Origin of the sequence: Sulfitobacter sp. 1A15258 (assembly GCF_043557045.1) — a bacterium.
GTDB lineage: Bacteria > Pseudomonadota > Alphaproteobacteria > Rhodobacterales > Rhodobacteraceae > Sulfitobacter > Sulfitobacter faviae.
In genome coordinates, this window is sequence record NZ_JBIFFK010000003.1 from 202571 (window position 1) to 226778 (window position 24208).

The following is a 24208-nucleotide window of genomic DNA, read 5'->3' on the forward strand; positions in this document are numbered from 1 at the left end:
AAGGTGACGCCACCCCTATGTCTGTCGGCCAAAGTCGGCCAAGAATTGGAGTAAACCCGTGTCCCAAGCAGAAGAACACGCAGGCACCCGGAGGGATTTCCTGTATTACGCGACAGCCGGTACAGGTGCCGTCGCCGTTGGTGCCGCCGTCTGGCCGCTGGTCAACCAGATGAATCCCTCTGCCGACGTAAAGGCGCTGTCGTCCATTCGTGTGGATGTGTCCGGCGTCGAAGTCGGGACGCAGCTGACCGTGAAATGGCTGGGCAAGCCGGTGTTCATTCGCCGCCGCACTGAGGCCGAGATCGAAGAGGCAAACGCTGTCGACGTGTCCAGCCTGCCTGACCCCATCGCGCAGAACGCCAACCTGGGCGGCGACGTGCCCGCCACGGACGCGAACCGCGCCTTGGACGAAAGCGGCGAGTGGCTGGTTCAGATGGGCGTTTGCACACACCTCGGCTGCGTGCCCTTGGGTGATGCTGGCGACTTTGGCGGCTGGTTCTGCCCCTGCCACGGGTCGCACTACGATACGGCGGGCCGCATCCGTAAAGGGCCGGCGCCGCGCAACTTGCCGGTGCCTGTCGCCGAATTCGTGGACGAGTCCACGATCAAACTGGGTTAAGGGAGCGGAAGAGAGATGTCTGGAATTCCTCACGACCATTACGAGCCGAATTCGAACGGCGAAAAGTGGCTGCACCGCCGCCTTCCCATCGTTGGCCTTTTGTACGACACATTGATGATCCCCACGCCCAAGAACCTGAACTGGATGTGGATCTGGGGCATCGTGCTGACTTTCTGTCTGGCACTGCAGATCATCACCGGCATCGTTCTGGTGATGCACTACACGCCGCATGTCGATCTGGCCTTCTCGTCGGTTGAGCACATCATGCGCAACGTGAACGGCGGCTATATGATCCGCTATCTGCATATGAACGGCGCGTCGCTGTTCTTTATCGCGGTCTATGCGCATATTTTCCGTGGTCTCTACTATGGCTCCTATAAAGCCCCGCGTGAGATCACATGGATCATCGGCATGTTGATCTATCTGCTGATGATGGCCACCGGCTTTATGGGCTACGTTCTGCCTTGGGGTCAGATGTCCTTCTGGGGCGCGACCGTGATTACCGGCCTCTTTGGCGCGGTGCCCTTCGTCGGTGAAACACTGCAGACATTCCTGCTGGGTGGACCTGCCGTTGATAACGCGACGCTGAACCGCTTCTTCTCGTTGCACTATCTGCTGCCCTTCGTAATTGCGGGCCTTGTGGTTCTCCACATCTGGGCCTTCCACACGACCGGCAATAACAACCCCACCGGGGTCGAAGTGCGCCGCACCTCGAAGGAAGACGCCAAGAAAGACACGCTGCCGTTCTGGCCCTACTTCGTGATCAAGGACTTGTTCGCGCTGGCCGTGATCCTGACGCTGTTCTTCGCGGTTGTTGGCTTCATGCCGAACTATCTGGGCCACCCGGACAACTACATCGAAGCCAACGCTCTGGCGACGCCTGCACACATCGTGCCGGAATGGTACTTCCTGCCTTTCTACGCGATCCTGCGGGCCTTCACCTCTGAGGTTTGGGTTGTGCAGATCGCGTCCTTCGTGACCGGTGGCATCATCGACGCCAAGTTCTTCGGCGTGCTGGCGATGTTCGGTGCGATTGCCGTGATGGCGCTGGTGCCATGGCTGGACACATCCTCTGTACGTTCGGGCCGGTATCGTCCGATGTTCAAATGGTGGTTCGCTCTGCTGGTGATCGACTTCTTCGCCCTGATGTGGCTGGGTGCGATGCCCGCAGAAGAGCCCTATGCGAGCTTCTCACTGATCGCTTCGGCCTATTGGTTCGCCTACTTCCTCGTGATCCTGCCCCTCTTGGGCGTGATCGAGAAGCCGCTGGCGCAGCCTGAAACCATCGAAGCCGACTTTGACGCGCATTACGCGCCGAAGGCAGGCGGCACCAAGACGCTTGTGAACCCGGCGGAATAAGGATCATGACCATGATGAAGACCAACCTCCTTTCTGCCGTGGTAACTCTGGGCCTTGCCCTGCCGGGGACGGCGGTGCTGGCGCAGGACACAGCGACAGAAGAAGAACTGCTAACAACTCCGGCGGAAACGCCGGAGGCCGAAGCCGAAACCGCGCCTGCTGAAGCGCCAGCGGCGGAAGAGGCACCTGCTGAAACTGACGCGCCCGCAGCCGAACCCGAGGTCGACGCGGCCCCGGCTGACGAACCCGCGGTTGAGGCAGCCCCTGCTGAGGACACCGCAACCGAAGAGGCACCTGCTGCCGAGGCTCCGGTTGATGACGCACCAACTGAAGAGGCGACAACCGAAGAAGCTCCGGCTGAAACGGCGCCTGCCGAGGAAGCACCAGTAGCGGAAGAGGCCCCGGCCGAAGAAACCGCCACTGAGGATGCTGCCACCGAGGAAGCGCCCGAAGAGGTTTCTGCCGAAGACGCCGAAGAAGCGCCTGCCGAGGAAGTCGAAGCCACGGACGAAGCGCAATCGACAGCCGAGGAAAACGCTGAAAACGAAGTGATCGCCGAAGACGATGTTGCCGGTCAGGCGCATAGTGATGACCCCAACGTGGGTGTCATGGAAGCGGAAGACCACGGCGAGGAAACTGCCGCTGAAGATCACGCCGGTGACGACGATCAGGGTGACGATTCCCACGCCACACCGCATATCGACAACATCGATTTCTCTTTCGATGGTCCGTTCGGCGGTTACGACGTAAACCAGCTCCAGCGCGGTCTGCAGATCTACACCGAGGTTTGCGCGGCCTGCCACGGTCTGGAGTATGTCGCGATGCGGACATTGTCGGACGAAACCGGTCCGAACATGCCCGAAGAGCAGGTGATCGAATACGCCAAGGGCTATGACGTCTATGATGCCGAGCTGGACGATTTCCGCCCCGGCACCCCGGTTGACCACTTCCCCGGCTCCAACCTGTCCAACGCGCCTGACCTGTCGCTGATGGCCAAGAAGCGTGCCGCGTTCCACGGCCCCTATGGTCTGGGCATCAACCAGTTCCTCAAAGGGATCGGCGGGCCGGAGTATATCACCGCGCTTCTGACCAGCTACACCGGCAAAGAGAAAGAGCAGGCCGGCACGGTTCTTTACGAGAACACCGTTTTCCCCGGCGGCTGGATCGCTATGGCACCCCCGCTCTCCGATGGGCTGGTCGAGTTCGCGGATGAGCATGCCAATGACGTGCAGCACATGTCCGAGGATGTCTCTGCCTTCCTGATGTGGACGGCCGAGCCGAAGCTGGGCGCACGCAAACAAGCTGGCTTTGCCGGGGTTGTTTTGCTCGGTCTGCTCTCGGTCCTGCTCTATCTGACCAACAAGAAGCTTTGGGCGCCGGTCAAGAACCGCCGCAAGGACGGCTGATCGGGCCACGGCTTTTGGAAATAAGAAGGGCGTCGGGAAACCGGCGCCCTTTTTTGTGGCCATGCGTTATGGTGGCGGCCACTTGGCCTAAAACCTCTCAACAGGTTCCGCCCGGTGGCACACCGGGCATCGCCCTCCCTCCCCCCGGAGGGCGATTTTGCGAGGTTCCATGAAGCGGAGTCGTCTCGAGTACGGCAGCCATTCCGACCGCAATCTCGTTCCATCGCCCCCCAGGGAGGGCAATGCGCTCCGCGCTGCAGAGCAGCTGTTTTCAGGCGGTCAGCTGATTGCCTGAAATCCCGGTGATCTCGGCCCGCACGATCGCACCCTCAACTTGCGGAGCGGCAAAGTTCACCTCGGTGAACTGCGCCGTGCGGCCCATGTGGGGGTTCTCCATCAACACGTCATGCGTGCGCCCGACCTGCGCCTCCAGATGCCGTTGCACCTGCAGCTCGCCAGCCGCGCGCAACCGGGCCGCGCGTTCCTTGATCGCCGCACCGTTTACCGCGGGCATCCGTGCCGCGGGGGTGCCGGGGCGGGCGGAGTAGGGGAAGACATGCAGCCATGTCAGGTCGCATTCCTCGACCAGTTTCAGCGAGTTCTCGAACATCGCCTCGGTCTCGGTCGGGAAACCTGCGATGATGTCCGCGCCGAAGGTCATATCGGGGCGCAACGCGCGGGCCTCTTGGGCAAACCGGATCGCATCGTCGCGCAGGTGACGGCGCTTCATGCGCTTGAGGATCATGTCGTCACCGTGCTGCAACGACAGGTGCAGATGCGGCATCAGGCGCGGCTCGGTGGCGATGGCCTGCATCAGGTTCTCGTCCACCTCGATCGAATCGATTGAAGAGATCCGCAACCGCGGCAGGTCGGGTACCAGCTTCAGGATGCGCATCACCAAGTCGCCAAGCTTCGGCGTCGCCGGGAGATCGGCGCCCCAAGAGGTCAGGTCGACCCCGGTCAGCACCACCTCGTTGAAGCCCTTGTCCACCAGCCGCTTGATCTGGTCCACGACCACGCCCGCGGGCACCGAGCGCGAATTGCCGCGGCCGTAGGGGATGATGCAGAAGGTGCAGCGGTGATCGCAGCCGTTCTGGACCTGCACATAGGCCCGGCTGCGGGTGCCGAATCCGTCGATCAGATGGCCCGCGGTCTCGGTCACCGACATGATGTCGTCGACCTGCACGGTCTCAGTCTCGCCGATGAAATCGGCGGCCATGCCCTGCCATGTCGCACCCTGCATCTTCTCGGTGTTGCCGATCACGGCATCGACCTCAGGCATGGCGTTAAAGGTCTCGGGCTCGGTCTGGGCCGCGCAGCCGGTCACGATCAGCCGCGCCCCGGGATGCGCCTTACGCAGCTTGCGGATGTCCTGCCGTGCCTTGCGGACCGCCTCGGCCGTGACCGCGCAGGTGTTGACGACCACGGCGTTCTCCAGCCCCGCCTGTTCGGCGAGTTCCTTCATCGCCTCGGTCTCATAGGCGTTGAGGCGGCAGCCCATGGTGCTGAAAATCGGGGCGCTCATGTCAGGCTCTCCAAAAATGCGGGGGTGAGGCTGCCGGAGAAGACATGCATCGTCGGCCCGGTCATCCAGACGCCATCCTCGCGCCAGTCGATATGCAGCGTGCCGCCGTCGAGATCGATGCGCACGGCACGGCCCGTGAGGCCCCTGCGCGCGGCGGCCACGGCGGTTGCGCAGGAGGAGGAGCCAGACGCCAGCGTCACGCCGACGCCACGCTCCCAGACGCGCATGCGGATATGATCCGGCCCGACGATCTGCGCGACCTGCACGTTGGTGCGTTCGGGGTAGAGCGGATCATGTTCGGCGCGGGGGCCGAGGTCGGAAAGGTCCACCGCCTCGGCATTCTCGACGAAGAAGGTGCAATGGGGGTTGCCCATGCCGGTCGCGACCGGATCGCCCTCGATCGGCAGGTGCAGCGTGTCCATCTCGCGCGCCAGCGGCACCTCGTCCCATTTTAACTGCGGGTGGCCCATGTTGACGGAGGTCAGGCCACCCCCGACGTCCTTCGCCGCCAGATCGCCCCGCGCGGTGGTCAGATGCAGCGAATCGCAGCCTGTGTCGTCCATCAGATAGCGCGCGATGCAGCGGGTGGCGTTGCCACAGGCGGCGGAGAGGGAGCCGTCGCTATTGTAAAACGTCAGGTGCGCGTCGCCGGCCCCGCGCGTGATCACCGCAAGCTGATCGAATCCCACGCCAAATTGCCGGTGTCCGATGGCCTGCGCCATCGCCGGGGTCACGTCGATTGCCTCCGCGCGTGCATCGAACACGACGAAGTCATTGCCAAGCCCATGCATCTTCATGAAGGGCAATCCGGGGGTCTGAGCGCTGTACATTCGGCGCATATAACCCCGGCATGAAAACTAATCCAGCATCTCGCGAGATTTTCGTAATTAAGGGCTTGACCCTGCCGCCCGTAATTTCTAGTTACCCGCCTAGTGGGCCGTTAGCTCAGTTGGTAGAGCAACTGACTTTTAATCAGTAGGTCGATGGTTCGAACCCATCACGGCTCACCACTCACCCCCATTCCTAAATGGTTATGGATCAGGTGTTTGGTGCCGCCCCCGGGCGGTTTCGCCTATTCCTGACCGCGCAGCCGGGCCGAGCGTCTGCGCAGGGCTTCCAGTACGAAGAGCATCGTCGCCGAGAGCACCACCAGCAGCGTCGCCACCGCCAGAATCGTCGGGTTGATCTGCTCGCGCAGGCCCGAGAACATCTGCCGTGGAATCGTGCGCTGTTCAGGCCCTGCGAGGAAGAGCACCAGCACCACCTCGTCAAAGGATGTGACAAAGGCGAAAAGCCCGCCCGAGATCACGCCGGGGCGGATGAGCGGAATCACCACGTCCCAGAACACCTTGATCGGAGAGGCCCCGAGGCTCAGCCCCGCCACGAAGAGTGAGCGGTCAAAGCCGCTGAGTGTGGCGGTAACGGTGATGATGACAAAGGGCACGCCGAGCGCCGCATGGGCGATGATCAGCCCGGTGAAGGTGCCGACCAGATTGAACTGCGTATAGAAAAAGAACATGCCCGCCGCGATGATGATCAGCGGCACGATCATGGGCGAAAGCAGCAGCGCCGTGATGACCCGTTTGAACGGCATCCACGGCGAGGAGAGGCCGACGGCCGCCAGCGTGCCGAGCACCGTGGCGATGCTGGCCGCCGCGATGCCCACGAGGAAGGAATTGCGGATCGCGATTCGCCATTTCTGGTCGTCCACGATCTCTTGATACCAGCGCGTCGAATAGGCGTCGGGGTCGAGCGACAGCATGCCTTGGGTGAAGGTAAAGAACGGCTCGGCGTTGAACGACAACGGCATGATCACGAGGATCGGCAGCATCAGGAAGATGAGCACCAGCGCGGCCATGACGCGCAGGCCGTAATGCCCCGCCTTGTGCCAGATCGTGTAATAGTCGGGCAATGGGCTCATGACGTCATCCCAGCTTGAGGTTGTCGGTGCCGACGAAACGGTCGAACAGCCAGTAGAGAACGAGGATCAGGATCAGCAGGAGCGAGCCTAGGGCCGCCGCCAGTTCCCAGTTGTTCGACACCTGCATGTGGAAGGCGATGATGTTGGAAATCATCTGCCCATCGGTGCCGCCCACCAGTGCGGGCGTGATGTAGTAACCGACCGAGATGATGAAGACCAAGAGCGCCCCCGCAGAAAGGCCCGGCAGGCTCATCGGCAGGTAGATTTTGTACCACGCCCCGATCGGGTTCGACCCCATGGAGATCGCCGCGCGCATGAAGCTCGAATCGATCCCGCGCATCACCGCGTAGAGCGGCAGCACCATGAAGGGCAGCAGGATGTGGGTCATGGCGAGGATGGTGGAGAATTCGTTGTAGAGCAGCTCGATCGGCTCATCGATCAGCCCGGCCCAGAGCAGGGAGGAGTTCACCACGCCCCCGGCTTGCAAGAGCGCGATCCACGCGGTGGTGCGCACCAAGAGCGAGGTCCAGAAGGGCAGCAGTACAAAGACCATCAGGAAGTTCGCCGTCGCGGGGCTGGCCTGCGACATGTAGAAAGCCAGCGGATAGCCCAGTAGCATCGTCAGCCCGGTGATGATCAGCGCCATCTTCAGCGTTTTGGTATAGAGCTGTTTGTAAATCTGCGTGTCGCGTTGGACGATGTCCCCTTCGGAGTCGTATTCCATATCGACAGCGGTGAGGTAGTAGCTCGACGTATAGATCTGCCCGGCGCTGCGGATCGCGCGCCAAGTGGCGGGCTTGGCCCAACGGTCGTTCTTTTCGAGCAGCATCTCGGCGCCATTGGCGGTAAGCTCGGCATCCTCGGCGCGGCGCAGGCCCCGGGCGGTGGATTTGATGACGCTCGACATGCCCGGCAGGGCGCGGTTGATCTCATCGGCGAACCTGCCGGAGGTGCGGTTGTTTGCCATGCGCTTCATGTCGATGGCCATCTGGGTGATGACCGCCGTGTCGGGCAGGCTTTCGCCCTCCCAGTCTTCGAGCATCTCCAGCGTTTCGGGCACCAGTTCGGCCACGGTGGGGTTGTAGACGCTGCGGAACAGCATCGTGGTGATCGGTGCGACAAAGGCGAAAAGGATGAAGAGCAGCAGCGGCACCACGAAAAGAAACGCCTGCAGGCGGCGTCTGCGCATTTGGCGACGGGCGTTGGCGGCGTCTTGGGAAGTGAGGCTGGACACGCGGTTACTCTTCTATAGGGGTTGGGTGCCCCGCGCCCGGTCAGGCGCGGGGCAGGGGGCTTATTGCAGCAGCCATTCGTTGAACTTCTCGCCCAACGTCTCACCATAGTCGGCCCAGAAGATGCCATCGGCCTTGACGCCTTCGTCAAGATGCGCGGTGGGCAGATCTTGCTTTACGTCCTCAGGCAGCAGCGCTTGGGCAGAGGCGCGGGTCGGGCCATAGGCCACGTCCTGCATGCCCGAGAGCGGCACGGTGCCGGTGGCGAATTTGATGAACTCCATCGCCTCTTCTTTCTTCTCCGTGCCCTTCATGATCGCCCAAACATCAAGGTCATAGATGTGGCTGTCCCAGACGATCTCGAAAGGGGCGCCATCATCCTTGATCGCGGCGAAGATGCGGCCATTGGCGGATTGCACCATGGTCGCCCCACCGTCGTTCAGCAGAACGGGGGCCTGCGACCAGCTGTCGTACCAAGTGATGTCGTCCTTGATGGTGTCGAGTTTGGCAAATGCGCGTTTCTGCCCCTCTTCGGTGGCCAACACCTCATAAACTTCTTCCGGGGCGACGCCATCGGCCAGCAACGCCCATTCCATGTTGACCTGAGGCCGCTTGCGCAGACCGCGTTTGCCGGGGAACGCCTCGGTATCAAAGAAGTCTTCGATGGTTTTCGGGCCTTCGCCGTTCTCGGTGTTCACGGCAAAGACGACTGACCAGACGATATTGCCCACGCCGCATTCATTGGCCAGCGCATCATCGATGAAGTCATCCGCCGCCGGGGTGCCATCGTCGCCATCGGGCAGAACCGATTGGTCGATCACTTCCAGATAGCCCTCGGCACAGGCGCGTTCGAGGTCGATCACCTCAATGTCGACGACATCCCACAGGATGTTGCCCGCCTCGACCTGCGCCTTCATCTCGGCCACGCCGCCGCCGTAATCTTCGAACAGGATGTTGGTGCCGGATTTATCCATATAGGGTTGGATCATATGTTCCATCTGCGCGGCGCCATAGGCCCCGCCAAAGGACGTCACCGTCAGATCCTCGGCCAAGGCGGGGCTGGCGATCAGCGCCGCGGTGGCCAGATAACTCAGATGCTTCTTCATCGGTCTCTCCTTGTCATGTCCAGGTTTTATGCGGGGCCCCGGTTTGCCCCCGGTCGCCCTTAATTGGCAAAGGCGATGCAGTCTTTCGTCAGGGACAACAGCTGCGCCGTCGCGCCCTCTTCGAACTCGGGCGCGGACAGGTCGTTGAGCACCTTGACGATAATGTCGGTGCCGTCCGGCAGGCGGAAATAATAGCGGATAAAATCGCCCACATAGATGCGCGTGACGAAGGTTGCCGTCAGCGCGTTGTCATGGGCGTGGGTCGTGGGATGGATGAACAGTTTCTCGGGACGGATCGAGACGCGGCATTGCGCGCCTTCGGTCAGCCCTTCGGAGGTTTGCGTGGTGATCGTGCCGGTATCGGTCTCGACCTTGGCGATCTCGTCTTCGATCCGGGTGACGCGGCCCTGCACAAAGTTGTTCTCGCCGATGAACTCGGCCACGAAGGCATTCACCGGGCGCTCGTACAATTCCGCGGGCGGGGCGCATTGCTGCACCACACCGTCGTTAAAGACGGCGATCCGGTCGGACATCGACAGCGCCTCGGTCTGGTCGTGGGTGACGTATATGACGGTAAAGCCGATCTGCTTGTGCAGGCGGGTGATCTCAAACTGCATCTGCTCGCGCAGGTTCTTGTCGAGCGCGCCCAGAGGTTCGTCCATCAGAATGAGCGTCGGCTGGAAGATCATCGCGCGGGCAAGCGCCACGCGCTGCCGTTGCCCGCCCGAAAGCTGCCCGGGGCGACGGTCGCCAAAGGCGGAAAGCTCGACCAGCGACAGATACTCGGTCACCCGCTCTTTGATATCCGCCTTGGACATTTTGCGCACGCTCAGCGGATAGGCGAGGTTTTCGGCCACGGTCATATGCGGGAACAGCGCGTAGTTTTGGAACACCATGCCGATGTTGCGCTTGTTCGGCGCGGTCTTGTTGATCGACCGGCCATTGATCGCGATATCGCCTGAGGTGACGCTCTCAAACCCCGCCAGCATCATCAATACGGTGGTCTTGCCCGAGCCCGAGGGGCCAAGAAGGGTGATGAACTCCCCCTCCTGCACATCCATGTCGAAGCCTTTGACGACGAGATTTTCCTGATCGTAGCTCTTCTTGACGTTATCGAAACGCAGAAAAGTCTCTGCTTTGGTGTCTTTCATTGTGTCGCGGCTCTCCCTGTCGCTGGGGGGAGTTAAACAGGTGCGATGATTCTAAACAATATGTTGCACCATTTAAGAGAATCGCGCCCTTCCCGGCGCTTATCGCATGGGCATTTAGCCCCCGGTGATGGCAGGATCGGCGGCTTTCGCCACGTTCGGCGAGAAATCGGTGATAGAGCACCTATGTAGAAAGCTGACCACGCGGGCAGACTGTCCGGCAGGCGAAACCGATCAAAAGGAGAGGCACCGATGGGCAAGCGTATCGCAATCGTAGGGGGCGGCTATCTGGGGGCCGAACTGGCCAAGGCGATGGACCAGATCGCCGAGGTGACCTTGATCGAGCCGCGCAGTCATTTCGTCCATGCCTCCGCGATGATCCGCGCCGTGGTGCAGCCCAGTTTGGTCGAGGAATCGCTGATCCCCTATGACCGGTTGCTGAAACGGGGCCGCGTCGTCGCGGCGCGGGCGACTGCTGTCGATGGCGAGGGTGTCACGCTGGAGGACGGCACGCGGGTCGAGGCGGATTACATCGTCGTCGCCACCGGCTCGGACTATGCGACGCCGTTCAAGCCCAAGGGCGCAGATATCGACGGGCTGCGGGCCGCGAACCAAGAGACGCGTGAAAAACTTCTGGCGGCTAAGACCGTAGGCATCATCGGCGCGGGCGCTGTCGGGGTCGAGCTTGCCGGTGAGATCGCCCATGCCATGCCCGACAAAGAGATCACCCTGATCACCAAAGACGACAAGCTTTTTGCCGGAAAACCCGACAGCCTCGGCGCCTCGCTGAGCAGGAAGCTGAAGCGCGCCGGGGTGGAGCTGATCCTTGGCAAGAAGGCCGAAGGGCTCGCCTCCATGACAGAGCCACATGCGGGCAGCCTCACCCTCGACGGCGGGGCGGAGCGGGCATTCGATCTGATCTTCCCCGTCTTGGGCGCGCGTGCTGCGTCAGAATTGTTGAAGAACCTGCCGGGGGCCGAGGTTACCGCCGCCGAGCGGATGAAGACCGACGGCTATCTGCGCCCCTCATCCCTGCCCAATGTCTTTGCCGCAGGTGACGTGGCGGACCCCGGCGACAATATGACCATCGTCGCGGTCAGCCGGCAGTTGCCATGGCTGAGAAAGACCCTCACCGGGCTGATCACGGGCCGCAAGCTGGCGGATATGAAAACCTATCGCCCTTGGGGGGCGGAGGCGCCGATTCTGCTGCCCTTGGGACCGGTGCGCGGCAATAGCTTTTTGATGCTCTTCACCGCCGGCGATTGGGTGACGCAAAAGATGAAGGGCGCGCATCTCTTTGTATCGAAGTACCAAAAGCTGCTGAACAGGCATTAGCCGCAGCCCGAGGGAGGGGCGCTCTATACCTAAGAATAGGGCGCTTATCCCGACGCCAGCAGGCATTGCGCGGCGAGATGTGTGAAGGTTGAGACAAGTCAACTCAGGAGCACAAGCCATGTCCATTCAGTTCAGCAACAGTTTCGACGCCGCCCAAGCCGTTAGCGAAATCACCCCGATCACCGCCTGCGTCAGCATGGGCAAATACGCGACCGCACAGGGGGAGCTTATCTGGCAAAGGGGTGAGATCGCCTGCGTGCGTTCCGACTCGGCGATGTTCGTCGGCAAACGCATTTAAGCATTCACGTCATATTAAGTCCCGCACCACTAGGGTGGCCCTTGGGGCGTGATTAAAGTGTAAGGCGGGGCGTGATGAACTGGAATGCTATCGTTATCGACGATTCTGAAATCGCGCGACAGTTCATCCAAGCGTCCCTCGCCGAGGTCGGGTTTTCGTGCGTGGCGGACTATGGCTGCCCCGCCCAAGCTCTGGTCGCGCTGGCGCAGAAGCGGATCGCGACGGATGTGATCATCACTGATTTCATGATGCCCGCGATGGATGGGCTTGAGTTCTGTAGCCATGTCAGGGGCCTGCCGTTCTATCGGGGCATCCCGGTCGTCATGATCTCCACCCGGAAAGACGCCGATCTGCTGCGCCGCGCTTTGGCGGTGGGGGCAAGCGATTGTTTGAAAAAGCCTTTCAGCTTGGCCGAGCTTGCTGCGCGGCTACAGCTTTGCCTGCAAAATGCGGGTGTCCGCGTCCAATAGGGCCGTGCGTGACCGGCGGGTCGCAGCGCCCCGAAGGGATGGTGCGTCGGGGCCGTTTAAGGCCTGACCTTTAGTCAATCATCTGTCGGGGAATATGGTGCCCAGGAGAGGACTCGAACCTCCACACCGTTGCCAGTACTAGCACCTGAAGCTAGCGCGTCTACCATTCCGCCACCTGGGCACGTATCGTGTGGGGTGCTCTAAGGCTCAGCCGGGTGACTGTCAATCGCAATTTATGCGAAAATCGGAAAATCCTGCCCGCGAGGCGCTGCAACCGGGGGTTTGGCCTTGTGACAGGGGCGGTGCGCGGGTACATCCTGTCAGAGAATTTATCTACAGGAGCGGCAGAATGTCTAAGCTGGTCACGATTTATGGCGGTTCGGGGTTTGTCGGACGCTATATCGCGTATCGCATGGCCAGAGCTGGTTGGCGGGTGCGGGTGGCGGTGCGCCATCCCAACGAGGCGCTCTTTGTGCGGACCTATGGTGTGGTCGGCCAGGTCGAACCTGTTTTGTGCAACATCCGCAACGATGGCTCCGTGGCCGACGCGCTGCGCGGCGCGGATGCGGTGGTGAACTGCGTTGGCATTCTGGTCGAGACCGGCAAGAACAGCTTTGACGCCGTCCAATCCGAAGGGGCCGAGCGTATCGCCCGCATGGCCGCCGCCGAGGGGATCGGCCATTTCGTGCATGTCTCTGCCATCGGCGCGGATATGGAAGCCGAGAGCGACTATGCCCGGACCAAAGGCGAGGGCGAGGCGGCCATTCTCAAACATATGCCCCATGCCGTGATCCTGCGACCCTCGATCATGTTCGGGCCAGAGGATGAATTCTTTAACCGTTTTGCAGGCATGACCCGAACCGGCCCGATCCTGCCGGTCGCCGGGGCTTCGACCCGGTTCCAGCCGGTGTTCGTCGATGACGTGGCCAAGGCGGCGGAAAAAGCACTGGAGGGGCAGGTCTCTTCGGGCGTCTATGAACTCGGCGGTCCCGATGTGGATACTTTCCGCGGGTTGATGCAGCGCATGCTCAAGGTGATTCACCGCCGTCGTTTGGTACTCAACATGCCGTGGTTCCTCGCCAAGATCGTCGCCTTCGGGTTCGATATGGTGCAGACGGCTACCTTTGGGCTGTTCACCAACAAGATGCTGACCCGCGATCAGGTCAAGAACCTGCGCAAGGACAATGTCGTAGCGGAAGACGCGCGCGGCTTTGCCGAGCTTGACATCACCCCAACCGCGATGGATGCGGTGCTCCCCGACTATCTCTGGCGGTTCCGGCCCTCGGGGCAATATGACGCCATCAAAGCATCGGCACGTAACCTGCGGCAGGGATAATGGAACAATCGACCACTCTGATCGCCGCCTTTCTGGGTTTGCTGGAGGGGCTGACAGAGTTCATCCCCGTATCTTCGACCGGGCATCTCTTGTTGGCCGGTCATTTCTTGGGTTTCGAAAGCGCCGGACGGACCTTTGAGGTCGTGATCCAATTGGGCGCGGTTCTGGCGATCCTCACGGTCTATTCCGCGCGGCTTTGGGCGGTCTTTTCGGCCGCGCCGCATGATCCGCAGGCGCGGCGGTTCATCTGGTCGGTGCTTCTGGCCTTTCTGCCTGCGGTCGTGATCGGCGTTTTGGCGCATGACTTCATCAAAACGGTCCTTTTCGAGACGCCCCTGCTGATTGCCGTCATGTTGGTACTGGGCGGGGTGGTCTTGCTGGTCGTAGACCGCATTGCCCCTGCGCCGACCCATTCCGATGCGACCAAATTCCCGCTCTCCATGGCCTTCAAGATCGGCGTGATCCAATGCCTCGCCATGGTGCCGGGCACCTCACGTTCGGGGGCAACGATCGTTGGCGCCCTATTGCTGGGGGCCAGTAAGCGGGCGGCGGCGGAATTCTCCTTCTTTCTGTCGATGCCGACGATGGCGGGCGCTTTCGCCTATGACATCTACAAGAACCGGGATGTGCTGGATGCCTCGGCCATGGGGGAGATTGCCGTGGGCTTCGCCATGGCCTTTATCTCTGCCGTTTTCGTGGTGCGTTGGGTGCTCGATTACATCAGCCGCTATGGCTATGCGCTTTTCGGGTGGTGGCGAATCCTTGTGGGCGGGGTGGTTATCCTCGCGCTTTGGGCTGGGTTTTAGTGGGTAGGTCCGCATCGGACCTTAAATGATGCATAAAAATGATGGCCGAGCCGCTCATTTGCTCGGAAAGAGGTAAATAGGTCAGCATTGCTGTCTTTTATTTACTTCGGCGCTCTCGTATACGAGCCTTCTGACGGAATTTGTCGAAGGAACGGGTATATGGCGAAGCAGGTCATGCTAAAATTTACAGACGTTGCGCGGGATATGCCCGAAAAACGCCCGCCCGATTTGCGCCGGACGGATTTCGATGAAATTTACGCCGAATATGCGGATACCAAAGCGGCAGAGCAGTCGAGCCGGTGTAGCCAATGCGGCGTGCCCTACTGCCAGACCCATTGCCCCCTGCACAACAACATCCCCGACTGGCTGCGCCTGACCGCCGAGGGGCGTCTGCAAGAAGCCTATGAGATCAGCCAGGCCACCAACACCTTCCCCGAGATCTGTGGCCGTATCTGCCCGCAGGACCGCCTCTGCGAAGGCAACTGCGTGATCGAACAGTCGGGCCATGGCACCGTCACCATCGGCTCGATCGAGAAATACATCACCGACACCGCTTGGGAGCAGGGCTGGGTCAAACCCGCCGCCCCGCGCGAAGAGCGGCCCGAAAGTGTCGGCATCATCGGCGCGGGCCCGGGCGGTCTGGCGGCGGCGGATATGCTGCGCCGCGCGGGCGTGCAGGTCACCATCTATGACCGCTACGACCGGGCGGGCGGCTTGCTGACCTATGGCATCCCCGGCTTCAAGCTTGAGAAAGACGTGGTTGAGCGCCGCAATGCGCAGTTGGCCGAAGGTGGCGTGACCTTTGAGTTGAACTGCGATGTCGGTGTCGACATCAGCTTTGGCGCGATCCGGGGCAAGCATGACGCCGTGATCATCGCGACCGGCGTCTACAAAACCCGTGAGATCGAAGCCCCCGGTGTGGGCGGTTTCGGCGTGGAGCGGGCGATCGACTTCCTCACCGCCTCCAACCGCAAAAGCTTTGGCGACTCGGTTGAAGAGTTCGAGAATGGCCGCCTGAACGCCGCGGGCAAGAAAGTCATTGTGATCGGCGGCGGCGACACGGCGATGGACTGCGTGCGCACCTCGATCCGTCAGGGTGCGGAAAGCGTCAAATGCCTCTACCGCCGCGACCGGGCCAATATGCCGGGCAGTCAGCGGGAAGTGCAAAACGCCGAAGAAGAAGGCGTGATCTTTGAATGGCTGAGCGCGCCCAAGGGCTTCGTCGGCGATCCGGTGACCGGCGTGATGGTGCAAAAGATGCGCCTCGGCGCGCCTGACGTGACGGGCCGCCAGTCGCCCGAGGTGATCGAAGGCGCCGACTATGTCGAAGAAGCCGACATGGTGATTATGGCCCTCGGCTTTGAGCCCGAAGACCTGCCGACGCTTTGGAACGAGCCGGAGCTGCCGGTCAACCGCTGGGGCACGATCAAGGCCGATTACGTCACCGGGGCGACCGCGCTCGACGGGGTCTATGCCGTGGGCGACATCGTGCGCGGGGCGAGCCTTGTGGTTTGGGCGATCAAGGACGGGCGCGACTGCGCGCAGGCGATCCTTGACGATTTCAACGGCGCGCAGCGCATCGCGGCGGAGTGATGGTACCGGGGCGGCTCTGCCGCCCCGCGCCCTGCGGCGCTGCCCGAGACCAAGAGTGAAATAGACGTGACGCCCGACGGCCCTGCCTTTGCCGCAGCGCACGAGAATAAAACCAAGGCCCAAGTCAAAGCAGGATTTGCGGCGTTTGTGGAAGGAACCAAGCCATGACCAAATATGATGACGCCTGGGTGGCCCGCGAAGAAGCCAAACGCGCGATGATGGCCGAAAAGGGCATGTATAGTTTCGAGGAAGAGCATTCCTCCTGCGGCGTGGGCCTTGTGGTCAACATCAATGGCGAAAAGACCCGCGAGGTCGTGGTCAATGGGATCAACGCCCTCAAGGCGATCTGGCACCGCGGCGCGGTCGACGCAGATGGGATGACCGGCGACGGCGCGGGCATCCATGTACAGATCCCCGTGCCCTTCTTCTATGAGCAAGTCCGCCGCACCGGCCACACCCCGCGCGAAGACGAGTTGATCGCCGTCGGTCAGGTCTTCCTGCCGCGCACCAACTTCGCCGCGCAAGAGACATGCCGAACCATCGTGGAGACCGAAGTGCTCCGCATGGGCTACTACATCTATGGCTGGCGGCATGTGCCGGTCGACATCTCGGTGCTGGGTGAAAAGGCTAATGCGACCCGGCCCGAGATTGAACAGATCCTGATCTCCAACGCCAAGGGCGTGGATGAAGAGACCTTTGAGCGTGAGCTCTACGTGATCCGCCGCCGCATCGAGAAAGCCGCCATCGCGGCGCAGGTGCCGCAGATGTATATCGCTTCGATGTCCTGCCGTTCGATCATCTACAAGGGCATGATGCTGGCCGAACAGGTGGCGGAGTTCTATCCCGACCTGAAAGACGACAAATTCATCAGCGCCTTCGCGATCTATCACCAGCGCTATTCCACCAACACTTTCCCGCAGTGGTGGCTGGCGCAGCCCTTCCGCATGTTGGCCCATAATGGTGAGATCAACACCCTCAAGGGCAATATGAACTGGATGAAGAGCCATGAGATCCGCATGGCGAGCGCGACCTTTGGCGAGATGGCCGAGGACATCAAGCCGATCGTGGCCTCCGGCTCCAGCGACTCCGCGGCACTCGACTCGGTCTTCGAAGTGCTCGTGCGCGCGGGCCGCTCCGCGCCGATGGCCAAGACAATGTTGGTGCCGGAATCCTGGTCCAAACAGGCCGTGGAACTGCCGCAGGCATGGCGCGACATGTATTCCTATTGCAACTCCGTCATGGAACCTTGGGATGGTCCCGCCGCCTTGGCGATGACCGATGGCCGCTGGGTCTGCGCCGGGCTTGACCGCAACGGGCTGCGCCCAATGCGCTATGTGGAGACGTCGGACGGCATGTTGATCGCCGGATCCGAAGCCGGGATGGTGCCGCTGGACGAGGCGCGCGTCGTGGCCAAGGGCGCGCTTGGCCCCGGCCAGATCATCGCGGTGGATATGGCAGAGGGCAAACTCTTCCATGATACTGAAATCAAAGACAAACTAGCCGCCAACCAGCCCTTCGGCGAATGGGTCGGCAAGATCACCGAGATGGATGGCGTCCTTGCCGGTGTCACCGAAAAACCGCTGTTCGAAGGCGCCGAGTTGCGCCGCCGTCAGGTGGCCGCGGGCTATACCATCGAAGAATTGGAACAGATCCTCGCGCCGATGGCCGAAGACGGCAAGGAAACGCTGGCCTCGATGGGCGACGACACGCCCTCGGCGGTGCTTAGCGGCCAGTACCGCCCGCTGAGCCATTTCTTCCGCCAGAACTTCAGCCAAGTCACCAACCCGCCAATCGACTCCTTGCGCGAATTCCGGGTGATGAGCCTCAAGACACGGTTCGGCAACCTCAAGAACGTGCTCGACGAAGACAGCTCCCAGACCGAGATCATCGTGCTCGACAGCCCCTTTGTGGGCAATGCGCAGTTCGATGAGCTGATGGCCCAGTTCAAGGTGCATACCGTCACCATCGACTGCACCTTCGAGCCCGGCAACGGCAATCTGAGCGCCGGTCTGGCGCGCATCCGGGCCGAGGCGGAAGACGCCGTGCGCTCGGGCGCGGGGCATCTGGTGCTGACCGATCAGCACAGCGGTGCTGACCACGTGGCGATGCCGATGATCCTTGCCACCAGCGCGGTGCACAGCCACCTCGTGCGCAAGGGGCTGCGGACCTTTACCTCGCTCAACGTGCGCTCTGCCGAATGTGTCGATCCGCATTACTTCGCCGTGCTGGTGGGCTGCGGTGCGACCGTGGTGAACGCCTATCTGGCCGAGGATTCCCTCGCCGACCGGATTGAACGCGGGCTGCTGGACATGACCCTGACGCAGGCGGTGCAGAAATACCGTGAGGCGATTGACCAAGGTCTGCTCAAGATCATGGCGAAGATGGGGATTTCCGTGATCTCGTCCTATCGCGGCGGTCTGAACTTCGAGGCGGTGGGCCTGTCCCGCGCCATGTGTGCCGAATACTTCCCCGGCATGACCAGCCGCATCTCCGGCATCGGTGTCGTCGGCATCCAGCGCAAGGCCGAAGAGGTTCACGCCAAGGGCTGGCAGGGCGACGGTGTCGTGATGCCCATCGGTGGCTTCTACAAGCTGCGCCGCTCGGGTGAGAAACACGCTTGGGAGGCGAGCAGCATGCATATGCTGCAAATGGCCTGCAACAAAGCGTCCTACCAGATGTGGCAGCAGTATTCGAAAAAGATGCAGAGCAATCCGCCGATCCATCTGCGCGACCTCTTGGACATCAAGCCGCGCGGCAACCCGGTGCCGTTGGAGGAGGTGGAGAGCATCACTTCGATCCGCAAGCGTTTCGTGACCCCGGGCATGTCGCTGGGGGCGCTGTCGCCCGAGGCGCATAAGACGCTGAACGTGGCGATGAACCGCATCGGCGCCAAGTCTGACAGCGGCGAGGGCGGCGAAGATCCGGCGCATTTCGTGCCGGAGGCCAATGGTGACAACCCCTCGGCCAAGATCAAACAGGTCGCCTCGGGCCGTTTCGGCGTGACGGCAGAGTACCTCAACCAGTGCGAAGAGCTGGAAATCAAGGTCGCACAGGGCGCCAAGCCCGGTGAGGGGGGCCAGCTTCCGGGCATGAAGGTCACCGACCTGATCGCGCGGCTGCGCCATTCGACCAAGGGGGTGACGCTGATCTCCCCGCCGCCGCACCATGACATCTACTCGATCGAAGACCTCGCGCAGCTGATCTACGACCTCAAACAGATCAACCCGCGCTGCAAGGTGACGGTGAAGCTGGTGGCAAGCTCCGGCGTCGGCACGATCGCGGCGGGCGTGGCCAAGGCCAAGGCCGACATCATCCTGATCTCGGGCCATAACGGCGGCACTGGGGCATCGCCTGCGACCTCGATCAAATATGCGGGTCTGCCGTGGGAGATGGGCCTCACCGAAGCGCATCAGGTTCTGTCGATGAACAACCTGCGCGACCGGGTGACCCTGCGCACCGACGGCGGGCTGCGCACCGGGCGCGACATCGTCATGGCGGCGATGATGGGGGCCGAGGAATATGGCATCGGCACCGCCGCACTCATCGCCATGGGCTGCATCATGGTGCGCCAGTGCCAGTCCAACACCTGCCCCGTCGGCGTCTGCACGCAGGACGAAGCGCTGCGCGGCAAGTTCACCGGCAATGCGGATAAGGTCGTGAACCTCATCACCTTCTACGCACAGGAGGTGCGGGAAATTCTCGCCTCCATCGGGGCGCGCAGCCTTGATGAGGTCATCGGCCGTGCGGACCTGCTGACGCAGGTCAGCCGAGGCTCGGCGCACCTTGATGATCTGGACCTGAACCCGCTGTTGATCACCGTCGATGGCGCGAATGAGAACGTCTATGACCGCGACAAGCCGCGTCAGGTTGTGCTCGACACGCTGGACGCGCAGATCGTCCGCGATGCCGCGCGCTTCCTTGAGGACGGTGAGAAGATGCAACTGTCCTATGCCGTCCAAAACACCCATCGGACCGTCGGCACGCGGGTGTCGAGCCATATCGTCAAGCGCTTCGGGATGCGCAATTCGCTGCAACCGGACCACCTGACGGTGAAGCTGACCGGCTCGGCTGGGCAGTCGCTGGGGGCCTTCGCGGCGCCGGGGCTCAAGCTCGAAGTCTCGGGCGATGCCAATGACTATGTCGGCAAGGGTCTGTCGGGCGGCACGATCGTGGTGCGGCCTTCGATGGCGAGCCCCGTGGTGGCGTCGGAGAATACGATCATCGGCAACACGGTGCTTTATGGTGCGACGGCGGGCTATCTCTTTGCCGCGGGCCGGGCGGGCGAGCGTTTTGCCGTCCGCAACTCGGGCGCGCATGTGGTGATCGAAGGCTGCGGCAGCAACGGGTGTGAATATATGACCGGCGGTGTGGCGGTGATCCTTGGTGAGATCGGCGCGAACTTTGCTGCCGGGATGACCGGGGGGATGGCCTATCTCTATGATCCCGAAGGCTCGGCCCACAAGTTGATGAACGCCGAGACCATCGTGACTTGCCCGGTCACCGTCGATCATTGGCTCGATCAGTTGCACGGTCTGCTGGAACGCCATGTCGCCGAGACCAAGAGCCGCAAGGCCGCCCATATCCTTCAGCATTGGGAGACCGAGAAGCACAACTTCTTGCAGGTCTGCCCGAAGGAGATGTTGGTGCATCTGCCCGCGCCGCTCAGCGTGGAAGAAACCGCGGTTCCGGCGGAGTAAGTTATCCCCCGCGCGGCTTCGGTCGCGCGGGGAGGCAATGGCCCGGCGCCTTCGGCTTGCTTCCGGGCCGGGGTGGTAGACGGAACGGGATGCGCTACTTCCTCCGCATCGGAGGACTCCATGCATAAAATCCTAGTCGCCCTCGCCCTAGTCACCGGCCTTGCCGCTTGCACCGACACCGCCCCGCGCGGCGGGGGTGACATCCTCGTCTTGGGCGATTCCATCATGGCGTGGAACGGGGCCCGCGCCATCCCCGATGTCATTGCAAATCAAACCGGCCGCAACGTCACCAGCCGCGCCGTACCGGGCGCTCAGTTCGTCAATGCCTCGACCGTAGCCTCTGCCGTCGGCTTTGACATCCAGCAACAGTTCCCCGGCGGGCGCTGGAACTGGGTGGTGGTCAATGGCGGCGCGAATGACCTGAACGCCGATTGCGGCTGTGGCGCCTGCGGAGCCGCTGTCGATGGGCTGATCGCGCCGGATGGTCAAAGCGGCAGCATCCCTGCCTTTCTGCAACGCCTGCGCGCCCAGACCGGCGCGCAGGTCATGTGGATGGGCTATTACGCAGGCTCCGGTTCGGGCGCCTTCGCGGGCTGCCGTGATGATCTGGTCGAAATCGAATCCCGCATCGCGCGCTTCGCCGCGAACCGCCCCGGGGTCCATTTCGTCGATTCCGAAGATGTGATCGACCGGGGGGATCGCGACCTCTTCGCTCGCGACAACGTGCACCCCTCGGCCCGAGGCTCTGCCCGGATCGGGGCCTACCTCGCCCAAGAGATCACCGCGCGTGAGAGCCGTTCACAAAATCCCGCAGACGGCCTATAGCTGATCCATGGCGACACGGAAAAAGACCGCCCCCAAGGGTAAAAAATCGAGCAAGAGCAGCCCCTCGCTCAAGAAACGCGCGCGCCGTTGGGCCTTGCGCGCCTTGGCGCTGGCCTTTCTCTTGGCGGTGCTGTTGGTGCTGCTGTTTCGCTTCGTCAATCCGCCCACGGGTTTCTACATGTTCTCGGAATCGCGCCGTTTGGGCGGGGTGCAGCGGGACTGGGTGCCGTTGGAACAGATCGCCCCCGTGATGGCCCGCGCCGCCGTGGCGGCGGAGGATGCGAATTTCTGCAATCATTGGGGCTTTGACATGCAGGCGATCCGGACCGCCATCGAAAACGGGTCGGCCCGCGGGGCGTCGACGATCAGCCAGCAGACGGTCAAGAACGTCTACCTCTGGCATGGCCGGTCGTGGCTGCGCAAAGCGCTTGAAGCCGGGATGACCCCGCTGGTCGAAACCCTCTGGCCCAAGCGGCGGATCATCGAGGTCTATCTGAATGTGGCCGAGTTTGACGAAGGTGTCTTTGGCGTTGGTGCGGCGGCGCCGCATTACTTTGGCGTCGCGGCGGCAGACCTAAGCGCCACCCAAGCCGCCCGCCTTGCCGCGATCCTGCCCGACCCAAAAGAGCGTTCCGCCTCGCGCCCCGGTGACTTTACCCGCAAGCGCACGGCGCAGATCATGGACGGGGCGGCGACCATCCGCGCGGACGGTCGCGCCGCCTGTTTCGAGAGTTGAAAATCCCTCCGCCAGCAGGCATGGAAGAGTGCAATCCTTTTAACCACACGGACTTTATATGACGGCTCGCTTGTTTCACGTTCCCTTGTCCCCCTTCTGCCGCAAGGTGCGGCTTAGCCTTGGGGAGAAGAAGATCGAGGTGGAACTGGTCGAGGAGCGCTATTGGGAACAAGACCCCGATTTCCTGCGCCGCAACCCGGCGGGGAAGGTGCCGGTGCTGCGGCTCGACGGGATCATGATGGCGGAAAGCGCCGCGATCTGTGAATATATCGAAGAGACCCGCCCCGAGGCGTCCTTGCTGCCCAGCGACCCGGTGCAGCGTTTGGAAGTGCGGCGTTTGGTCAGTTGGTTCGACGACAAGTTCCACGACGAGGTGACCTCGAAACTGCTGTATGAGCGGGTCAACAAGAAGGTCACCAAACAGGGCTACCCCGACAGCAAGAACGTCAAGGCCGGGGCCAAGGCGATCAAATATCACCTCGACTACATGGCGTGGCTGCTGGATCACCGCCGCTGGCTGGCGGGCGACGTGATGACGCTGGCCGATTTCGCCGCCGCCGCGCATCTGTCCTCGCTCGACTATATCTCGGACGTGGATTGGAACCGGTCGGACGTGGTCAAGGATTGGTACGCCAAGATCAAATCGCGCCCGGCCTTCCGGTCTATCCTCGCCGATCAACTGCCGGGCTTCCCGCCTCCGCTGCATTACAACAACCTCGACTTCTGATGCCTGCCGCCCCCCGCGCCGAGATCGGGCCGGAGGCTCTGAAGGCGCGGGTGGTGGCCCGGGCGCTTGAGGAAGGCTTTGTCGCCTGCCGCATTTGCCGCCCCCAAGACGTGCCCGAAGTGCCCGAACGGCTCGCCCGTTTTGTCGAGGCCGGGTTTCACGGGCAGATGGGCTGGATGGAAGAGCGGATGCATTGGCGCGGCAACCCTGCCGCCCTCTGGCCCGAGGCGCGGTCCGTCATCATGCTGGCCGAAAGCTACACCCCCGAACATGACCCCCGCGCGGTGTTGGCGCATCCCGACAAGGGCGGGATTTCGGTCTACGCACAGGGGCGCGATTACCACGATATCGTCAAGAAACGGCTGAAGCGGCTGGCGCGGTGGCTGATGGAGGAGGCGCGCGCGCTGGACCCAGAGGTGAAGGTCTTCGTCGATACCGCCCCGGTGCCCGAAAAGGCGCTCGCGCAGGCCGCGGGGCTCGGTTGGCAGGGCAAACACACCAACCTGCTTAGCCGGAAGTTCGGCAATTGGGCCTTTTTAGGCTCTGTTTTCACCACGCTCGATCTGCCGCCCGACGCCCGGGAGGTGGACCACTGCGGCTCTTGCCGCGCCTGTCTTGAGGCTTGCCCCACGGATGCTTTCCCCGCGCCCTATCAACTCGACGCACGGCGCTGCATCTCCTATCTGACGATCGAACATAAAGGGCCGGTCGATCTGGACCTGCGCGAGAAGATGGGCAATCGGATTTATGGCTGTGACGACTGCCTTGCCGCTTGCCCGTGGAACAAGTTCGCCGTGGCGGCCAGCGATATGCGCTATCACGGTCCGGCGGTGCAGCCCGCCGATCTGGCCGAGCTTGCGGGCCTTGACGATAGCGCTTTCCGCACACGCTATTCCGGATCTCCGATCAAACGGATCGGGCGGGATCGTTTCGTGCGCAACGTGCTTTATGCCATCGGCAATTCCGGGCTGGCGCGGCTGCGCCCCGTGGCGCAATCTCTGACCGAAGACGCTGACCCGACCGTGGCCGAGGCCGCGCGTTGGGCGGCAGCGCGTTTGGCATAGGAGGC

The 24208-nt window shown here is 62.2% G+C and carries 20 protein-coding genes and 2 tRNA genes; 15 read left to right on the top strand and 7 right to left on the bottom strand.

Annotation, left to right across the window (positions count from 1 at the left end):
• Positions 1 to 58: 58 nt before the first annotated feature.
• The 3 genes from petA to ACGYK9_RS08305 are packed head-to-tail and all read left to right on the top strand — an operon-like array spanning position 59 to position 3384.
• Entirely contained in the window at positions 59 to 619 is a 561-nt protein-coding gene (gene petA / locus ACGYK9_RS08295; RefSeq protein WP_276153787.1) for a ubiquinol-cytochrome c reductase iron-sulfur subunit, read from the top strand.
• Positions 620 to 634: 15 nt separating this feature from the next.
• Positions 635 to 1978, top strand: coding sequence for a cytochrome b (petB, locus tag ACGYK9_RS08300; protein ID WP_067265773.1), 1344 nt, complete (start codon positions 635 to 637; stop codon positions 1976 to 1978).
• Positions 1979 to 1989: 11 nt separating this feature from the next.
• On the top strand, positions 1990 to 3384 hold the full coding sequence (locus ACGYK9_RS08305) for a cytochrome c1 (protein WP_394409431.1): 1395 nt from the start codon (positions 1990 to 1992) through the stop codon (positions 3382 to 3384).
• A gap of 271 nt (positions 3385 to 3655) precedes the next feature.
• Here the strand turns inward: ACGYK9_RS08305 and mtaB are convergent, their stop codons facing one another.
• Together mtaB and dapF are read right to left on the bottom strand one after the other, a co-directional pair.
• On the bottom strand, positions 3656 to 4909 hold the full coding sequence (mtaB, locus tag ACGYK9_RS08310) for a tRNA (N(6)-L-threonylcarbamoyladenosine(37)-C(2))-methylthiotransferase MtaB (protein WP_394409434.1): 1254 nt from the start codon (positions 4907 to 4909) through the stop codon (positions 3656 to 3658).
• Complete coding sequence (dapF, locus tag ACGYK9_RS08315; protein ID WP_394409436.1) at positions 4906 to 5739, bottom strand: diaminopimelate epimerase; 834 nt, start codon at positions 5737 to 5739, stop codon at positions 4906 to 4908. The genes mtaB and dapF overlap by 4 nt, the downstream gene beginning before the upstream one ends.
• 104 nt (positions 5740 to 5843) lie before the next feature.
• Here dapF and ACGYK9_RS08320 point away from each other — a divergent pair.
• Positions 5844 to 5919 (top strand) — tRNA-Lys (locus tag ACGYK9_RS08320).
• A gap of 62 nt (positions 5920 to 5981) precedes the next feature.
• Here the strand turns inward: ACGYK9_RS08320 and ACGYK9_RS08325 are convergent.
• The 4 genes from ACGYK9_RS08325 to ACGYK9_RS08340 are packed head-to-tail and all read right to left on the bottom strand — an operon-like array spanning position 5982 to position 10319.
• The gene (locus tag ACGYK9_RS08325; RefSeq protein ID WP_394409439.1) at positions 5982 to 6830 is read right to left on the bottom strand and encodes an ABC transporter permease; all 849 of its coding nucleotides are present in this window, start codon (positions 6828 to 6830) and stop codon (positions 5982 to 5984) included.
• Between the two features lie 4 nt (positions 6831 to 6834).
• Complete coding sequence (locus tag ACGYK9_RS08330) at positions 6835 to 8064, bottom strand: ABC transporter permease (RefSeq protein WP_394409442.1); 1230 nt, start codon at positions 8062 to 8064, stop codon at positions 6835 to 6837.
• Positions 8065 to 8124: 60 nt separating this feature from the next.
• Positions 8125 to 9168, bottom strand: a complete 1044-nt coding sequence (locus tag ACGYK9_RS08335) for an ABC transporter substrate-binding protein (protein WP_067265759.1) — start codon at positions 9166 to 9168, stop codon at positions 8125 to 8127.
• Positions 9169 to 9227: 59 nt separating this feature from the next.
• On the bottom strand, positions 9228 to 10319 hold the full coding sequence (locus ACGYK9_RS08340; RefSeq protein WP_394409444.1) for an ABC transporter ATP-binding protein: 1092 nt from the start codon (positions 10317 to 10319) through the stop codon (positions 9228 to 9230).
• Between the two features lie 249 nt (positions 10320 to 10568).
• On the opposite strand from ACGYK9_RS08340, the gene ACGYK9_RS08345 reads away from it, so the two are divergent.
• From ACGYK9_RS08345 to ACGYK9_RS08355, 3 genes are all read left to right on the top strand, one after another.
• Complete coding sequence (locus ACGYK9_RS08345; protein WP_394409447.1) at positions 10569 to 11651, top strand: NAD(P)/FAD-dependent oxidoreductase; 1083 nt, start codon at positions 10569 to 10571, stop codon at positions 11649 to 11651.
• A 118-nt stretch (positions 11652 to 11769) separates the two neighbouring features.
• Positions 11770 to 11949: a hypothetical protein gene (locus ACGYK9_RS08350; RefSeq protein WP_067265753.1), complete on the top strand. Its 180-nt coding sequence runs from the start codon at positions 11770 to 11772 to the stop codon at positions 11947 to 11949.
• 74 nt (positions 11950 to 12023) lie between these two features.
• Positions 12024 to 12419: a PleD family two-component system response regulator gene (locus ACGYK9_RS08355; protein ID WP_394409450.1), complete on the top strand. Its 396-nt coding sequence runs from the start codon at positions 12024 to 12026 to the stop codon at positions 12417 to 12419.
• 95 nt (positions 12420 to 12514) lie between these two features.
• On the opposite strand, the gene ACGYK9_RS08360 is transcribed toward ACGYK9_RS08355, so the two are convergent.
• A tRNA-Leu gene (locus ACGYK9_RS08360) sits at positions 12515 to 12600 on the bottom strand.
• A 168-nt stretch (positions 12601 to 12768) separates the two neighbouring features.
• Between ACGYK9_RS08360 and ACGYK9_RS08365 the strand changes: the two genes are divergently transcribed.
• The 8 genes from ACGYK9_RS08365 to queG all read left to right on the top strand — a co-directional run bounded on the left by ACGYK9_RS08365 (position 12769) and on the right by queG (position 24203).
• On the top strand, positions 12769 to 13755 hold the full coding sequence (locus ACGYK9_RS08365; RefSeq protein ID WP_394409453.1) for a complex I NDUFA9 subunit family protein: 987 nt from the start codon (positions 12769 to 12771) through the stop codon (positions 13753 to 13755).
• Positions 13755 to 14561 (top strand): undecaprenyl-diphosphate phosphatase, encoded by an 807-nt coding sequence (locus tag ACGYK9_RS08370; protein ID WP_271688732.1) that lies wholly within the window; start codon positions 13755 to 13757, stop codon positions 14559 to 14561. The genes ACGYK9_RS08365 and ACGYK9_RS08370 overlap by 1 nt, the downstream gene beginning before the upstream one ends.
• Positions 14562 to 14720: 159 nt before the next feature.
• Positions 14721 to 16154 carry an NAD(P)-dependent oxidoreductase gene (locus tag ACGYK9_RS08375; RefSeq protein ID WP_394409456.1) on the top strand — a complete coding sequence of 478 codons (1434 nt, stop codon included), beginning with the start codon at positions 14721 to 14723 and terminating at the stop codon, positions 16152 to 16154.
• A gap of 164 nt (positions 16155 to 16318) precedes the next feature.
• Positions 16319 to 20851 (top strand): glutamate synthase large subunit, encoded by a 4533-nt coding sequence (gene gltB, locus ACGYK9_RS08380; protein ID WP_394409459.1) that lies wholly within the window; start codon positions 16319 to 16321, stop codon positions 20849 to 20851.
• A gap of 120 nt (positions 20852 to 20971) precedes the next feature.
• Positions 20972 to 21676, top strand: coding sequence for an SGNH/GDSL hydrolase family protein (locus ACGYK9_RS08385; RefSeq protein ID WP_394409462.1), 705 nt, complete (start codon positions 20972 to 20974; stop codon positions 21674 to 21676).
• Between the two features lie 7 nt (positions 21677 to 21683).
• On the top strand, positions 21684 to 22412 hold the full coding sequence (gene mtgA / locus ACGYK9_RS08390; protein WP_168612441.1) for a monofunctional biosynthetic peptidoglycan transglycosylase: 729 nt from the start codon (positions 21684 to 21686) through the stop codon (positions 22410 to 22412).
• A gap of 58 nt (positions 22413 to 22470) precedes the next feature.
• Positions 22471 to 23139, top strand: a complete 669-nt coding sequence (locus tag ACGYK9_RS08395; protein WP_067263858.1) for a glutathione S-transferase family protein — start codon at positions 22471 to 22473, stop codon at positions 23137 to 23139.
• Positions 23139 to 24203 (top strand): tRNA epoxyqueuosine(34) reductase QueG, encoded by a 1065-nt coding sequence (queG, locus tag ACGYK9_RS08400; protein WP_394409465.1) that lies wholly within the window; start codon positions 23139 to 23141, stop codon positions 24201 to 24203. Before ACGYK9_RS08395 ends, queG begins: the two co-directional genes overlap by 1 nt.
• Positions 24204 to 24208: the final 5 nt, after the last annotated feature.

Bases quoted from the DNA above. Each gene is read 5' to 3' on its own strand.
- petB (WP_067265773.1), top strand. From the start codon at position 635: ATGTCTGGAATTCCTCACGACCATTACGAGCCGAATTCGAACGGCGAA.
- ACGYK9_RS08305 (WP_394409431.1), top strand. From the start codon at position 1,990: ATGATGAAGACCAACCTCCTTTCTGCCGTGGTAACTCTGGGCCTTGCC.
- mtaB (WP_394409434.1), bottom strand. From the start codon at position 4,909: ATGAGCGCCCCGATTTTCAGCACCATGGGCTGCCGCCTCAACGCCTAT.
- dapF (WP_394409436.1), bottom strand. From the start codon at position 5,739: ATGTACAGCGCTCAGACCCCCGGATTGCCCTTCATGAAGATGCATGGG.
- ACGYK9_RS08325 (WP_394409439.1), bottom strand. From the start codon at position 6,830: ATGAGCCCATTGCCCGACTATTACACGATCTGGCACAAGGCGGGGCAT.
- ACGYK9_RS08335 (WP_067265759.1), bottom strand. From the start codon at position 9,168: ATGAAGAAGCATCTGAGTTATCTGGCCACCGCGGCGCTGATCGCCAGC.
- ACGYK9_RS08340 (WP_394409444.1), bottom strand. From the start codon at position 10,319: ATGAAAGACACCAAAGCAGAGACTTTTCTGCGTTTCGATAACGTCAAG.
- ACGYK9_RS08345 (WP_394409447.1), top strand. From the start codon at position 10,569: ATGGGCAAGCGTATCGCAATCGTAGGGGGCGGCTATCTGGGGGCCGAA.
- ACGYK9_RS08350 (WP_067265753.1), top strand. From the start codon at position 11,770: ATGTCCATTCAGTTCAGCAACAGTTTCGACGCCGCCCAAGCCGTTAGC.
- ACGYK9_RS08355 (WP_394409450.1), top strand. From the start codon at position 12,024: ATGAACTGGAATGCTATCGTTATCGACGATTCTGAAATCGCGCGACAG.
- ACGYK9_RS08365 (WP_394409453.1), top strand. From the start codon at position 12,769: ATGTCTAAGCTGGTCACGATTTATGGCGGTTCGGGGTTTGTCGGACGC.
- ACGYK9_RS08370 (WP_271688732.1), top strand. From the start codon at position 13,755: ATGGAACAATCGACCACTCTGATCGCCGCCTTTCTGGGTTTGCTGGAG.
- ACGYK9_RS08375 (WP_394409456.1), top strand. From the start codon at position 14,721: ATGGCGAAGCAGGTCATGCTAAAATTTACAGACGTTGCGCGGGATATG.
- gltB (WP_394409459.1), top strand. From the start codon at position 16,319: ATGACCAAATATGATGACGCCTGGGTGGCCCGCGAAGAAGCCAAACGC.
- ACGYK9_RS08385 (WP_394409462.1), top strand. From the start codon at position 20,972: ATGCATAAAATCCTAGTCGCCCTCGCCCTAGTCACCGGCCTTGCCGCT.
- mtgA (WP_168612441.1), top strand. From the start codon at position 21,684: ATGGCGACACGGAAAAAGACCGCCCCCAAGGGTAAAAAATCGAGCAAG.
- ACGYK9_RS08395 (WP_067263858.1), top strand. From the start codon at position 22,471: ATGACGGCTCGCTTGTTTCACGTTCCCTTGTCCCCCTTCTGCCGCAAG.
- queG (WP_394409465.1), top strand. From the start codon at position 23,139: ATGCCTGCCGCCCCCCGCGCCGAGATCGGGCCGGAGGCTCTGAAGGCG.